Annotated in this window: 13 protein-coding genes; 8 read left to right on the forward strand and 5 right to left on the reverse strand. The window is 35.8% G+C overall.

From position 1 onward, the window contains the following. Window positions 1-10 precede the first annotated feature (10 nt). A complete protein-coding gene (locus CINF_RS00860) occupies window positions 11-490 on the forward strand; it encodes a restriction endonuclease subunit S (protein WP_179975401.1) in 480 nt (159 codons plus the stop codon). 99 nt (window positions 491-589) lie between these two features. Here the strand turns inward: CINF_RS00860 and CINF_RS00865 are convergent, their stop codons facing one another. Further along, window positions 590-811: a helix-turn-helix domain-containing protein gene (locus CINF_RS00865; RefSeq protein ID WP_178695882.1), complete on the reverse strand. Its 222-nt coding sequence runs from the start codon at window positions 809-811 to the stop codon at window positions 590-592. 40 nt (window positions 812-851) lie between these two features. On the opposite strand from CINF_RS00865, the gene CINF_RS00870 reads away from it, so the two are divergent. From CINF_RS00870 to CINF_RS00880, 3 genes are all read left to right on the forward strand, one after another. Beyond that, window positions 852-1,610, forward strand: coding sequence for an exodeoxyribonuclease III (locus CINF_RS00870; RefSeq protein WP_179975402.1), 759 nt, complete (start codon window positions 852-854; stop codon window positions 1,608-1,610). Window positions 1,611-1,627: 17 nt separating this feature from the next. Beyond that, window positions 1,628-2,419 (forward strand): 3'(2'),5'-bisphosphate nucleotidase CysQ family protein, encoded by a 792-nt coding sequence (locus CINF_RS00875; protein ID WP_179975403.1) that lies wholly within the window; start codon window positions 1,628-1,630, stop codon window positions 2,417-2,419. A gap of 100 nt (window positions 2,420-2,519) precedes the next feature. Further along, window positions 2,520-3,845: an ArsB/NhaD family transporter gene (locus tag CINF_RS00880; RefSeq protein ID WP_179975404.1), complete on the forward strand. Its 1,326-nt coding sequence runs from the start codon at window positions 2,520-2,522 to the stop codon at window positions 3,843-3,845. 1 nt (window position 3,846) lies between these two features. On the opposite strand, the gene guaA is transcribed toward CINF_RS00880, so the two are convergent. After that, window positions 3,847-5,379 (reverse strand): glutamine-hydrolyzing GMP synthase, encoded by a 1,533-nt coding sequence (gene guaA / locus CINF_RS00885; RefSeq protein WP_179975405.1) that lies wholly within the window; start codon window positions 5,377-5,379, stop codon window positions 3,847-3,849. Next, window positions 5,376-5,513: a hypothetical protein gene (locus tag CINF_RS00890; RefSeq protein WP_178695891.1), complete on the reverse strand. Its 138-nt coding sequence runs from the start codon at window positions 5,511-5,513 to the stop codon at window positions 5,376-5,378. Before CINF_RS00890 ends, guaA begins: the two co-directional genes overlap by 4 nt. Between CINF_RS00890 and CINF_RS00895 the strand changes: the two genes are divergently transcribed. Beyond that, window positions 5,487-5,942 (forward strand): hypothetical protein, encoded by a 456-nt coding sequence (locus CINF_RS00895; protein WP_179975406.1) that lies wholly within the window; start codon window positions 5,487-5,489, stop codon window positions 5,940-5,942. The two genes, CINF_RS00890 and CINF_RS00895, sit on opposite strands and share 27 nt — an antisense overlap. Beyond that, entirely contained in the window at window positions 5,935-7,818 is a 1,884-nt protein-coding gene (gene uvrC / locus CINF_RS00900) for an excinuclease ABC subunit UvrC (RefSeq protein ID WP_179975407.1), read from the forward strand. The genes CINF_RS00895 and uvrC overlap by 8 nt, the downstream gene beginning before the upstream one ends. A 199-nt stretch (window positions 7,819-8,017) precedes the next feature. Here the strand turns inward: uvrC and CINF_RS00905 are convergent, their stop codons facing one another. Then, window positions 8,018-9,385 carry a coproporphyrinogen III oxidase family protein gene (locus CINF_RS00905; RefSeq protein ID WP_179975408.1) on the reverse strand — a complete coding sequence of 456 codons (1,368 nt, stop codon included), beginning with the start codon at window positions 9,383-9,385 and terminating at the stop codon, window positions 8,018-8,020. Window positions 9,386-9,590: 205 nt separating this feature from the next. Between CINF_RS00905 and thrS the strand changes: the two genes are divergently transcribed. Next, on the forward strand, window positions 9,591-11,414 hold the full coding sequence (gene thrS / locus CINF_RS00910; protein ID WP_178695899.1) for a threonine--tRNA ligase: 1,824 nt from the start codon (window positions 9,591-9,593) through the stop codon (window positions 11,412-11,414). Beyond that, entirely contained in the window at window positions 11,411-11,923 is a 513-nt protein-coding gene (gene infC / locus CINF_RS00915; protein WP_178695901.1) for a translation initiation factor IF-3, read from the forward strand. The genes thrS and infC overlap by 4 nt, the downstream gene beginning before the upstream one ends. Before the next feature lie 935 nt (window positions 11,924-12,858). Here the strand turns inward: infC and CINF_RS00920 are convergent. Further along, window positions 12,859-13,353 carry a type II secretion system protein gene (locus tag CINF_RS00920; RefSeq protein WP_179975409.1) on the reverse strand — a complete coding sequence of 165 codons (495 nt, stop codon included), beginning with the start codon at window positions 13,351-13,353 and terminating at the stop codon, window positions 12,859-12,861. Between the last annotated feature and the right edge of the window lie 285 nt (window positions 13,354-13,638).

Raw genomic sequence — 13,638 nt, forward strand, 5'->3', positions numbered from 1 at the left:
CTTTATCCCTATGGAGATGCTTGCAACTGATGGTAAAAGTTTTACTCCACTATATAAAAAGGCGTCTTTACACAAAGGCTTTACGAAATTTCAAAACGATGATTTGCTGTGGGCAAAAATCACGCCTTGTATGCAAAATAAAAAATCAGTGGTTGTAAATAGACTAGAAAATGGCATAGGCTTTGGCTCTACGGAATTTTTCGTGCTTCGCTCAAAAGATTCTAACCAAACTGATATACATTTTATTTTGCAGATTTTGCGGACGGATTTAGTCATAGAGCAAGCAAAATTGCATTTCAAAGGAAGTGCTGGACAACAAAGAGTGTCAAAAGAATTTTTAGAAAATCTGCAAATCCCACTTCCACCACTACAAATCCAAAAAGAAATGGTTGAAAATATAGAGCAAAAAACTTCACAAATAAGCAAAATGTCGCAAGAGCGAATCACCTTGCAAAACAACATAGAATCTAAATTGCAAAAAATGTTTTAAGTAGAATATAAATAACGAAAACTCGCGCAGTTTTGGTATAAGTGCGCGTTGATTAGGATTATAAGCATTTTATAAATTTTACAATTTAGCTTTAAAATTTTAAATAATCAGCTGGTAGCATTTATTTGCTAATTTTTTTAGCACCTTTTTTTGCTCTAAAAAATGTAGGGCGTTTATTACGGTTGGCTTGCTAGCGTTGCTAAGGGCGCAGATTTGAGCTATGCTTAATTTTATAATGCCATTTTCATCTGCATATTTACATAAAATGGCTATAATCTCGAATTTTTTACCTAAAACGGCGTTTAAAACGCGCTCAAACATAATAATCCTTTTTTGGCAAATTATATCATAAGGACAGAAAATGAAGCTAATTTCGTGGAATGTAAATGGCATTAGAGCGCTTGCAAATAAAGGCGAGCTGGCTTGGCTTGGTGATTGCGGGGCTGATTTTATCGGCTTACAAGAGGTTAAGGCCAGGCCTGAGCAATTACCCAAGCAAGTAAATGATTTGGGTTTTAAGTTTTTAGCGCAAAATCCAGCAAAAAGAGCAGGTTATTCAGGCGTGCTAACCTTAGCAAATTTTAAAAGTCAGGTAAATAACTCTATGTTTAATGATGACGATGAAGGGCGCGTGATAGAGCATAGTTTTGATAATATAAGGCTTTTTAATATATATTTTCCAAATGGGCAAAGTGGCGATGAGAGATTGGCTTATAAGATGGATTTTTATGCTAAATTTTTAGCTTATATTAAAAAACTGACAAAAGAGGGCAAAAGCGTGATTTTTTGCGGTGATGTAAATACCGCGCACAAGCATATAGATCTAGCGCGCCCAAAGCAAAATAAAAATGTAAGCGGATTTTTGCCTATTGAACGCGCGTGGATGGATGAGCTTTGTAAGGCTGGATTTATCGATACTTTTAGGCTAAAAAATGGTGATATTAAAGATAAATATTCGTGGTGGTCATACCGCGCAAACGCAAGGGCAAATAATGTCGGCTGGCGGATTGATTATTTTTTTATTAGCCAGGATTTAAGCTTTAAGGTAAAAGATGCTTATATTTTAGATAGCGTAATTGGCTCAGACCACGCGCCTGTCGTGCTTGAAATTGATTTATAAATTTTAAAAGGCAAAAAATGAACTCACAAAAAAAAGAGTTATTAGATATTGTTTTATTAGCCTGCGAAGATGCGGGCAAAAAAATTATGAAAATTTACGAAAGTGGCGATTTTAGCGTGCAAAAAAAAAGTGATAAATCGCCATTAACCACAGCTGATTTAGCTTCAAATGAAACCTTATTTGCTTATTTAAATAAAACTGGCATTGAAATTTGTAGCGAAGAGAGCATTTTAGATGTTAATAAGCGCACACATAATAGCAAATTTTGGCTCATTGATCCGCTTGATGGGACAAAAGATTTTATGGCAAAAAACGGCGAGTTTAGCATTTGCGTGGCTTTGATTGAAAACGCTAAGCCACAGCTAGCTGCGATTTATATCCCTTGGAGCAAGGAGGTGTTTTATAGCGCAGGCGAAAATCAAGTATTTAAAAACGGCGAACTTTTGCGCCCAACAAACTATGAAAAGGCCGTGATTTCAGGGCATTCTAGCCATAGTGTTAGTGTGGATAAAATTTGCGAGCATTTTGGTTTGGAGCGTAAAAAATGTGGTTCGGCGATTAAGTTTTGTAGATTGATTGAGGGCAAGGCATCGCTATATCCGCGCTTTTGCGCTAGTAGTATTTGGGATATAGCTGCTGGGGATTATTTACTTGCTCAAAGCGGCGGAGCTATGGTAAATATGCGAACTAACGAGCCTTTTAGCTACGCAAAAGAATTAAAAAATGATTTTTTTATAGCAGTAAATGCTAGCCAAATGCAAAATCTCCAAACATATTTAAAATTTGCCAAAAGCTTGCTTGATGATTAAAATTTTAAAGCAAGAAGTTTTTTATCATTTAAGTTTTTGTGTGGCATTAAAGCATGCATTTAGTTTAATTTCGTAATTCAAATTTTAAAATTTATCTAAAATGCTTGCTTTTTTGATTTTTGCGCTTACACTTTTTGGGATTTTAACGCGTCCTTTTGGGCTTGGAGTTTGGGTGTATTCAAGCCTTGGCGCGCTTTTTGCGCTTGCTTTTGAGCTTATAAATTTTAATGATTTAGCTTTTATATTTTGGCTTATTTGGGATAGTTCTCTTACGCTTATTGGGCTTATTGTCATTAGTCTTTGCTTACAATCTTTGGGCTTTTTTGAAAGGCTGATTTTTTTGGTGCTTAGGCTTTGTGTGAGCGCAAAAAATCACACAAATTTTAATCAAAATTTGCTAATCATAAACGCAAAAACACTTTTTATCAAGCTTAGCATTTTGTGCGCTTTGTGTAGTAGCGTCTTAGCAAATGATGGCGCGATTTTGATTTTTACTCCGCTTGTTTTGGGTTTATTTTTACGCGCTAAAAAGGCAGATTTTGCTTTGATTGTTGTGTTTTTATTTGGAATGAGTTTTATTTGTGATATTAGCTCTAATGCTTTAATTATTTCTAATCTTACAAATATCATCACCGCAAATTACCATAATATCGCATTTGATGATTTTGCTAAGATTATGTTTTTGCCGAATTTATTTGGCTTTGTGTGTGGGCTTGTTTTGTTTTTGTTAATCTTTTCTAAGCGTTTTGGGCAGGATTTAATTTTTTGTCATATTCGCGCGCCTAAACTCCCAAATAAGCTTTTTATTTTTCATTTAATGCTTTTGGTGTGTTTTGTGCTTAGCTATTTTGCTGGGCGAAATTTTGGCTTGCCATTTTGTGTAAATTCTATGATATTTGCTTTGATTTTGCTTTGTATTTTATGGCATAAATCGCCAAAAAAGACAATAAACATCATAAAAAACGCGCCTTTTAGCATTATCATTTTTATTTTCGGGCTTTTTATTGTGGTTTTTGCTCTTAGCAAGATTGAAATTTCAAATTTTATTGCTACATTTTTTAATGTAATTTTACAAGATAAGCTCAGTGCGATTTTTGGCACTGGATTTATAAGCGCGCTTGGTGCTGGCGTGTTTAATAATTTGCCTATGGTGCTTTTTGGTAATTTAGCGATAAATGATTTTTTGCTAAGCTCACAAAGTTTTGATGAAAATACGCGCCAAATGCTAGCATACGCGCATTTATTAGGTGCTAATATCGGCTCTAAGCTAACCCCGATAGGCTCACTTTGTACGCTTTTATGGCTTGGGCTTTTGGCTAAAAAACGAGTAAAAATCAGCTACACAAAATATTTTTCATACAGCTTGATTTTTACTTTACCCGTGCTTTTTGTTGCGCTTTTTGCTTTGTTTATTGTTTTTGCTTAAATTATTCCCATTCTATTGTAGCAGGTGGTTTGGAGCTTATATCATAAACTACGCGGTTTATGCCATCAACTTCATTGATTATTCTACGGCTGCAATTTTCTAATAATTCATAAGGCAAGCGCGAAAAGCTAGCTGTCATACCATCGCTAGCATCTACTACTCTTATACAAACAGCATTTTCATAGCTTCTATTATCGCCCATTACACCTACGCTTTTTACATTTAAAAGCACGCAAAATGCCTGCCAGGTTTTATTATACCAGCCACTACTTTTTAGCTCTTCGCGCAAGATTACATCGGCTTTGCGTAGCAATTCTAAGCGCTCTTTTGTAACCTCGCCCATAATCCTTATAGCAAGGCCTGGCCCAGGAAATGGATGGCGATACACAACCTCGCGACTAAGCCCAAGTTCAAGCCCAAGGGCGCGCACTTCGTCTTTGAAAATTTCGCGCAAAGGTTCAATTAGTTTTAGTTTCATTTTCTTTGGTAATCCGCCTACATTGTGATGGCTTTTGATTGTTTTAGAACTGCCTGCTACGCTGCTTTCTATGATATCAGTATAAAGTGTGCCTTGTGCTAGATATTTGATGCCTTCGTGTTTTTTGGCTTCTTTTTCAAAAACTTCTATAAAGGTTTTGCCGATGATTTTGCGCTTTTTTTCTGGATCTTTTACGCCTTTTAAGCGTTTTAAAAATATCTGGCTAGCATCAATGCTAATTAGCTCCACGCCTAATTTTAGCTTAAACATCTCTTCAACCATCTTAGCCTCATTTGTGCGCAACAAGCCATTATCCACAAAAACAGCCACTAAATTTTTAGGCGCCGCATTTGCTAGTAAAGCAGCCACAACAGAGCTATCTACGCCACCACTTACAGCGCATAGAACTTTATGCGTGCCTAATTTATCTTTTAAAATTTTCATTTGCTCTTTGGCAAAGCTACCCATATTCCAAGTGCTTGAAAGTCCGCAAATTTTAGAGAAATTCTTTAAAATCATCGCGCCAAATTCGCTATGTGCTACTTCTGGGTGAAATTGTAAAGCATAAAATTTGCGCTCATCATCGCCAAAGGCGCAGTTTTGGCTATTTTCGCTAGTAGCAAGAACGCTAAAACCTTGTGGGAGCTTTTCAACCTTATCGCTATGGCTCATCCAAACAACGCTATCATCACTAACGCCATCAAATAAAGCGTGCTTATTTACAAGTTTTAGTTTTGCTTTGCCGTATTCGCTGTGTTTAGCTGGCTCTACGCTACCATTAAAATGCTGTGCCATTAATTGCATTCCATAGCAAATGCCAAGCACTGGCAAACCTAAGCTAAACACGCCAGCATCGCAAAAATACGCATCTTTTGTATATACGCTAGCAGGGCCGCCACTTAAAATTATGCCTTTTGGATTTTTGGCCTTAATCTCATCTAAGTTTGCATTATACGCTAAAAGCTCGGTATAGACGCCATTTTCTCTTAGCCTTCTAGCAATTAATTGCGTGTATTGCGAGCCAAAATCTAGCACTAAAATATCAGCATTTTTCATTTATTGTCCTTTGTTTGTGATGGGTTTTGAGTGTAAAAAGGATCGGCCTTATAGCCACAACCTGTAAAAAACGCACAAATTAAAATAATTTGCGCTATAATCTGCAAATGCGAGCGAGTGAAATTATAAATCATATCTTAAACCTTCAAGATTTTTCTAGGCTAAAAAATATAAATCACACAACCAAAGTGCTTAGGCTACATTTAGGTGCGCGCAAAAATGCTTTGGTTCGTTATGCTTATATTCGTGGTAATTGCTTATATATCGCTGTTTATTCAAATCATGGCTTACAAGAATTAAGGCACGATAGTAACACAATTAGCATTAAAAACTTTTTAAACTCTAACCTAGGGCTTTTAAAATTTCAAATAGAACCTATAAATGATGTAAGAGTTTTTTTAGAAAAATCAAAACTCTATCAAGGCATAAGACCTTATATCCCACACCAGCCAGAGCTAGCTAGGGGCGAGTTTAAACTGCGCTGTAAAGATAAAAAAATAAAAGAAATTTTTGAGCAAATTAGACAAATTGTAAAAAGAAATTACGACAAGCAAAATGACTAAATCAAATCAAAATTTATCAAAAACCGAGCCAAATTTTAAACTAAAAACCGCGCTAAAATCCTTACCAAATAGCCCGGGCGTTTATCAGTATTTTGATAAACTTGGTAAATTGCTTTATGTAGGCAAGGCCAAAGTGCTTAAAAATCGCGTAAAAAGTTATTTTATTTTCAGCCCAGAGCTTGGCCCAAATCCGCGCCTAAGCCCAAGAATTGCTAAGATGATAAACGAAACAGCGCATTTAGAATATATCGCTACTTCTAGCGAGGTAGATGCGCTAATTTTAGAAAATTCTTTCATCAAGCAACTTCACCCAAAATACAATATTTTATTGCGCGATGATAAAACCTACCCATATATTTTTATAGATTTAAACGAAAAATTTCCGCGCCCAAAAATCACACGCAAAATAATAAAAGGCTCTAAAATTCGCTATTTTGGCCCCTTTCATCAAGGCGCGCAGCAAGTCCTTGATGCTATTTATGCTGAGTTTAAATTAGTCCAAAATCCAAGCTGTATAAAGGGCAAAAAAGCTTGTATTTTTGCGCAAATGAATCGCTGTTATGCGCCTTGTGAGGGCAAAATCAGCGAGCAAGATTACGCTAAAATCGTTTTTGAAGCTATGGCAAAATTAAAAGATCCATCGCGCCTAATCCCGTATTTAGAGCAAAAAATGCAAAATTACTCTCTTAATCAAAACTACGAGCAAGCATTGGCTGTGCGCGAGCAAATCCAAGCCATAAACTCACTAAAAATTAAAATACAAATTGATCTTGCAAAGCTTGAAGATTTTGAAATTTTCGCCGTTAGCGGGCTAGATATGATGCTAGCTTGCGTGCATTTTAGCGTGCGCGATGGTAAGGTGGCTTTTGCAAATCATAGCATTATAAAAGCCACAAATGACGATGAGAGCGTAAATGAGCTTTATAAACAAAGCATTTTAGGCGCTTACAGCCAAGAATCTCCGCTGGCTTGCTCTCAAATATTTTGTGAAAGCGCTTTTGAAGATATGGAGCTTTTAGGACAAATTTTAAGTTCGCGCCACGGGCAAAATTTTGAGATAAAATGCCCTAAAATAGGCTCTAAGCGCGCTCTTGTAAATATAGCCAAGCAAAATGCTAGCGAGTTAATCAAAAAGCAAAGTAAGCTTGGCAAATACGAGTTTTTAGAGCATTTACAAGAATTTTTTGGGCTTAGTAATTTGCCTGCTAGGATTGAATGCTTTGATAATTCTTGTTTATTTGGCACGGCTGTTGTTGGTGCGATGATTTGCTTTGATATCAATGCAAGCGATAATAAAGAGCAAAAAAACTCATCAAGCGGGGCATTTATCAAGGCAAATTATCGCCATATGCATTTAAATGGTCAAAGCGATTATGAACAGATGAAAGAGCTTTTAAGCGCGCGCGCATCGCGCTTTAATAAGCTTAGCGCGCCTGATTTATGGCTTATTGATGGCGGGCAAGCTTTGTTTGATCTAGCAAAAAAAATAATCCAAGAAAGCGGAGCAAATGTCGATGTTTTAGCCATCGCAAAAGAAAAAATAGACGCAAAATCCAAGCGCGCAAAAGGCGGTGCGCTAGATAAAATTCACGGAATTTTTGGTCAAATGAAACTAAATAAAGACGATGAAAAATTACAATTTTTACAAAAAATACGAGATGAAGCCCATCGTTTTGCGCTTAGTTTTCACCGCAAAATTCGCGATAAACGCGCGCTTTCAAGCTCAAAACTTGAAAAACTAGGCCTTGGTGTCGGCAATATAAAAAAATTGCTTGATTATTTTGAGAATTATGAAAATATCCAAAATGCTAGCTTTGACGAGCTTACAAGGCTTACAAATAAAAATATTGCCAAAAAAATCAAGGGCGAAGATTAATAAATTTTAAAAGGTATAAATTTTTGAAAATTTTAAAATTTATGCCAAAAATAGCAGTAAATTTTAAAATTTGCGTTTAAATTTACTAGTTTCGCGCCTTAAAAAGATTAAATTTTAAAATTTGCGCTCAATTTGGCGCGAATTTTGAGCGCTAGATATTAAATTTTAAAATTTAGCAAATTTTAAAAGCTAAGAAATTTTATAAACTCTCGCTCATAATTTTTAGCCTTTTGATATTTGGCTTTAAGCCCGCTTTAAAAACAGCGCGCACTCTATCCATACCTATATAAAACTCTTTCATCAAAACCACCATCAAATATCGCCCAAACTTACTAAGCTCGATTTTTTGTCCATTTTGTGTAATTGCTCCGCAAATTTTAAGCGCACGCAGCAAAAGCCCTAATTCTCGCTCATTCACGCTATAAAGATTGATAAATTCATCAAGATTTAGCGAACCTGAAAAGATTTTGGTTAAGAATAAATAAAGCATTCTTGCGCGTTTGCTAAAATCATTTATCGCAATTACCGCGCTACGCCCGCTATTTACGCGCTCGCAATACTCATTTAAATCAAAAGCATTTATATAAAGTCTGCCATTTATAAAGCTAAACGCCCCGCTTCCTGCGCCGATGTATTGCGTGTGATCGGCGCAATATTCATCTTTCATTTTGTGGTTAAAATTTTCATCTTGCGCGCTTGAAATTTTATCTTTTCTAGCAAAACTCCACGCGTTATTTGCGCTGTATTCTTGCATTAAAGCACAAATTAACTCATAAAATTCCCTTTCATTATCTTTAATCTCCACGCCCAAACTTGCGGCGATTTTGTCTTTTGTTAGGTTTGATTTCATTAGCGGATAAAAGGTGATTTGCTGTGGATTTAGCATTTGTGCGGTTTGTATGTCGCGCACTAGCATTTGTTTAGTTTGGCTTGGAAAATTAAAAATTAAATCAAGGCTTAAAATCGGCAAAACATCAATGGCTTTTTGGATTTTTGTAATTAGCGTTTTGCTATCGCCAAATTTTTCCAAGCGACTAACACGGCGCAAAATATCATCATCAAAGCTTTGAACGCCGATACTTAGGCGAGTTATTAAGCCCTTAAAACGCTCTAAATTATCAAGGTGATTAGGATCGCTCTCACAAGAAATTTCTTTTAAATCAAATAAATCGCGCGCTAAAATCAGCGTTTTTTCAAGTTCATTTTCATTTATTAGCGTGGTGCCACCGCCTATATACATACTATCAAAGCTAAAACCAGCGTCTTTAATGGCTCTTAATTGTTTTCTTAAACTCTTAAAATAACTTAGCGCAATTTGGGCATCATAAGCGTATTTATGAAAACTACAAAAGGGGCAAAAAGTATCACAAAATGGTATGTGCGCGTATAATAAAAGCTTGTTGCCCGCTGCGGAGTTTTCATTAAAATTTGCTTTTGTAAAAAGCTGTGCTTGGCTTGGAGTTGGCGCGATATCATAGCTTAAAATATTTGCGTTAAGCTCGGTGTATAAAGCTTGGCGCATTATTTTCGTGGCTGTGAAAATGGCCTGATTTTCTAAGAATTTCATAATTATAAAACCTTAAAATAAAATAAAAAAGCGCAGATTATATAAAATTTTAAATTAAAATTTACAAAATTTTCTTTTTTTTATATTTTATGCCACTTTGGCGCAAAATCGCTAGCTTTTTGCATTTTAAAATTTTAAATTTTTCAGTAAATATTAAAAAATCATTAGCTAAAATCCACGAATTTTTTACTCTCAAAGGTCTTAAATGGACATTATAGCTTATAAAATTGATGATAATATCGTAGATACACACACTTATAATGCTAAAAATTTAAAAGGCGGTGAGCCGATTTATTTTGATAACTCAAAAGACGCGCTTGATGTGATTAGGCATTCTTGTGCGCATTTGATGGCTGAGGCTTTATTTAAGCTTTATCCTAGTGTGCAGTTTTTCGTAGGTCCTGCCATAGAAGATGGCTTTTATTACGATATACGCGTTAGCAAGCCAGATGGTAGCAATTTAGGCGAGGATGATTTAGCCCAAATAGAAAAGAAAATGAAAGAATTAGTCCAAGCTAAAAATGATTTTGTAAGAATATCATCAACCAAAGCAGAAGTTAGCGCAAAATACGCCCACGATGATTTAAAACAAGAAGTGCTTAAAAAAATCCCAGATGGCGAGGTTAGCATATACACCCAAGGCGATTTTAGCGATATTTGCCGTGGCCCACATGTCCCAAATACAAAATTTTTACAATTTTTTAAGCTAATTAGAGTGGCTGGTGCTTATTTGGGTGGCGATGAAAAGCGCGAAATGCTAACGCGCATTTATGGCACGGCTTTTGCTGATAAAGATAGCCTAAAAGAGCATTTGCATATGCTTGAAGAAGCCAAAAAACGCGATCACCGCAAGCTTGGTGAGGCTATGGGATTTTTTAGCTTTGATGATACTATCGGGGCGGGGCTACCTATTTGGCTACCAAATGGTTCAAGATTGCGCACAAGATTAGAGCATAAATTATATTTTGCGCTTAGAAAACGCGGTTATGAGCCTGTAAGAGGGCCTGAAATTTTAAAAAGCGATGCGTGGAAAATAAGTGGGCATTATGCAAATTATAAAGAAAATATGTATTTTACGCAAATTGACGAGCAAGAATACGGCATAAAGCCGATGAACTGCGTAGGGCATATTAAGGTTTATCAAAGCCAGCAAAGAAGTTATAGGGATTTGCCATTAAAATTTTGTGAATATGGCGTTGTTCATCGCCACGAAAAAAGCGGGGTTTTACACGGGCTGTTTAGAGTGCGCGAATTCACACAAGATGATGCGCATTTATTCGTAATGCCAAGCCAAATCAAGGAAAATGTCTATGAAATACTTGATTTTGTAGATAAAATGATGAAAGCTTTTAATTTTAGCTATGAAATGGAAATTTCAACCAAACCACAAAAGGCAGTTGGCGATGATAGCGTCTGGGAGATAGCTACAAATGCGCTTAAAGATGCCCTTGATGAAAAAGGCCTAAAATACGGCATCGATGAAGGTGGCGGGGCATTTTATGGGCCAAAAATCGATATAAAAATCACAGACGCGCTAAAACGCAAATGGCAATGTGGCACGATTCAAATTGATTTTAACCTGCCAGCGCGTTTTGAGCTTGAATACACAGATGAAAACAACCAAAAACAACAACCCGTGATGATTCACCGCGCGATTTTGGGTAGTTTTGAGCGTTTTATTGGCATACTTTTGGAGCATACAGCGGGTGAATTGCCGTTTTGGATAGCGCACACGCAAGTAGCCATCGTGCCTATTAGCCAAAACCATCACGCTTATGCTAAACAAATAGCTGACGAGCTTTTGGATTTAGGTGCTGATAGCGTAGTGCTAAATCGTAATGAAACGCTAAATAAACGCATTCGCAACGCCGAAAAAGAGCATGTGCCTCTTATTTTGGTGCTTGGAGATAACGAGCTAGAAAGCAAAAGTGTCGCCGTGCGCGATAGAATGAATAAAACACAATATAATCTTACTTTGGAGGAATTTTATAAAATGATACAATCTAAACTTAACGAGGTGGCTTTTTGAGTAAAGACAAAATTTACTTAAACGAAGATATACGCGCTAATCAAGTGCGTTGCATTGGTGATGATGGCACGCAATATGGCATCATCAGTAAAACTGAGGCGCTAGAAATTGCTAGCAAAATGGGCTTAGATTTAGTGCTAATCGCCCCTGATGCGACTCCGCCAGTATGTAAGATAATGGATTATGGCAAGTTTAAATATCAGCAAGAAAAGCGCCAAAAAGAAGCGAAAAAAAAGCAAAAAATCATTGAAATTAAAGAAATCAAACTCTCCGCAAAAACCGCACAAAACGACTTAAATTACAAAGTAAAACACGCATTAGAATTTATAAGCGAAGGCAAACATGTAAAATTTCGCGTTTTCTTAAAAGGGCGCGAGATGAATACGCCAGAAATCGGCATTAAAATGCTTGAAAAAATCTGGGAGATGGTTCAAAATAATTGCGATCAAGCAAGCGCGCCAGCATTAGAGGGCCGCTACACAAATATGCTTGTGGTGCCTAAAAAATAGCATTATTTTGGCTTTTTGAGTTTTGCAAAACTAAGTTTTGCAAGGCTTAAATTTTTAAGTTTTACAAGGCTTTAATTTTTAAGTTTTGCTAACACGGATTAAAAAATAATATCATTTTGGTTTTTTAAGTTTTGCTTTTTTTCTAGTTTAAATTCTGCACTGATTTTTTAAAAATTATTTTTAAACTAAGCATTTTTGATTTTAAAATTTCGTGTTTATTTTAAAATTGTGTTTTTAATTTTTCATTTTAAATTCTGCACGGATTTTTAAAATTTTAAAATTTAGTGTTTATTTTAAAGTTTAAATTTGCGTTTTTTACGCTTTTTATTTAATGTTTTATTTTGCGTTTTTTTTATTTTGTTTTGTTCGCCCGTGCGCTTACTTTGCATTTTTTTTGTTTTTGTTCGCGTTTTCATTAGGTAAGCCACAAAAATGCCACAAACACAATTACGCGCGCCCCGCGTTAAACTTGCCATGCTTTTTGCGCGCCCACGCTCAATTCACCACACCCACAAGCCAAGCCATTCAAGCACGCCACACGCTAAATCCGCCACGCTTTTTTTGCTCTCGCCTTGTCATAATCTTAGCCACACTTTTTTTGTGCTACGCACACCACGCGTTTTTTTTGTTTGCGCCCGCTTGTGTGTTTTTTTAATCACGCAAACCAAACTAAACCCGCCACGCCATATTTTATGCCACGCTTTTTTGTACGCTAGTCCGCCCGCTATGCCACGCTAGCTCGGCACGCGTTTTTATTTTTATTATTTTAAATTCCGCACGGGTTTTGAAAAAGATTTTTGAAATTTTAAGATTAAAAGATTTTTGAAAATTAGAATTTAAAGAATAAAAATAAAAACCCCGTTAAATTTTAAAATTTAACGGGGTGAAATTTAATTAAAAATAAATATTTAAACTTTTAATTAAAATAAATTAAATTAGAATTGTATGCCACCTGAGCCACCGATTTGGATTTTACACTCATTACTAACTTTTGCATTTCCTTTTGTAGTATCTATTTGACACATTGTTAAAATACCTGGTAATTTTGCTAATTGTTGGCATACTGCATCGCTCTTGCCAGTAGTGTTAAATTTTAATGTAAGCTTAACTGTGCTTGATTGTTGGGCTGTTGTACCGGTAGTGTTAGTTGGCAACACTACCTCTACGCAAGTTGTACTACCCTTTACATTAAGTTTGCCATCTTTCGTAAGTGCGTTTGTAATCTTGGTAAAATCATTTGGTGTACTAAATTTACCTTTCGCCGTATAATACGCCGTAATATCACTCACCGCAGTGGTTAAGTTTGTCGCCGCCTTTGCCACCTCTGCATCATCTCTTGTAGCTGCTAGTCTTGGTATCGCTACTGACGCCAAAACACCTAAAATTACGATAACAAATATTAACTCAATCATCGTAAAACCTTTTCTCATCGAAAACTCCTTGTGTTGAAATCCTAAGCAAACGCTAGCCCTATGATTGAGATTTTTGGAGTAAGCCACCGTCTGCTTAGTGCCTGCTTCAAGCAAGCACAAGAATTATAGGGGGGTTAAACTAAGCTTAAATTACATAAAGTTTTTTTAAAAAAAATTTCAATTTTTTAAAAATTTTAATAAATTTCTTTAAAATTTGGTAAATGTTTTATAAATTTTGGTGGGTTTTTGGGTTTTTAAATTCTTTAAATTTTTTTTAAATTATTGAAAAATTTTTAAAATTTT

The organism is Candidatus Campylobacter infans (genome assembly GCF_013416015.1).
GTDB lineage: Bacteria > Campylobacterota > Campylobacteria > Campylobacterales > Campylobacteraceae > Campylobacter > Campylobacter infans.

Excerpts from the sequence above, each read along its gene's own strand:
- CINF_RS00860 (WP_179975401.1), top strand. The coding sequence starts at position 11 with ATGGAGATGCTTGCAACTGATGGTAAAAGTTTTACTCCACTATATAAA.
- CINF_RS00865 (WP_178695882.1), bottom strand. The coding sequence starts at position 811 with ATGTTTGAGCGCGTTTTAAACGCCGTTTTAGGTAAAAAATTCGAGATT.
- CINF_RS00870 (WP_179975402.1), top strand. The coding sequence starts at position 852 with ATGAAGCTAATTTCGTGGAATGTAAATGGCATTAGAGCGCTTGCAAAT.
- CINF_RS00875 (WP_179975403.1), top strand. The coding sequence starts at position 1,628 with ATGAACTCACAAAAAAAAGAGTTATTAGATATTGTTTTATTAGCCTGC.
- CINF_RS00880 (WP_179975404.1), top strand. The coding sequence starts at position 2,520 with ATGCTTGCTTTTTTGATTTTTGCGCTTACACTTTTTGGGATTTTAACG.
- guaA (WP_179975405.1), bottom strand. The coding sequence starts at position 5,379 with ATGAAAAATGCTGATATTTTAGTGCTAGATTTTGGCTCGCAATACACG.
- CINF_RS00895 (WP_179975406.1), top strand. The coding sequence starts at position 5,487 with ATGCGAGCGAGTGAAATTATAAATCATATCTTAAACCTTCAAGATTTT.
- CINF_RS00890 (WP_178695891.1), bottom strand. The coding sequence starts at position 5,513 with ATGATTTATAATTTCACTCGCTCGCATTTGCAGATTATAGCGCAAATT.
- uvrC (WP_179975407.1), top strand. The coding sequence starts at position 5,935 with ATGACTAAATCAAATCAAAATTTATCAAAAACCGAGCCAAATTTTAAA.
- CINF_RS00905 (WP_179975408.1), bottom strand. The coding sequence starts at position 9,385 with ATGAAATTCTTAGAAAATCAGGCCATTTTCACAGCCACGAAAATAATG.
- thrS (WP_178695899.1), top strand. The coding sequence starts at position 9,591 with ATGGACATTATAGCTTATAAAATTGATGATAATATCGTAGATACACAC.
- CINF_RS00920 (WP_179975409.1), bottom strand. The coding sequence starts at position 13,353 with ATGAGAAAAGGTTTTACGATGATTGAGTTAATATTTGTTATCGTAATT.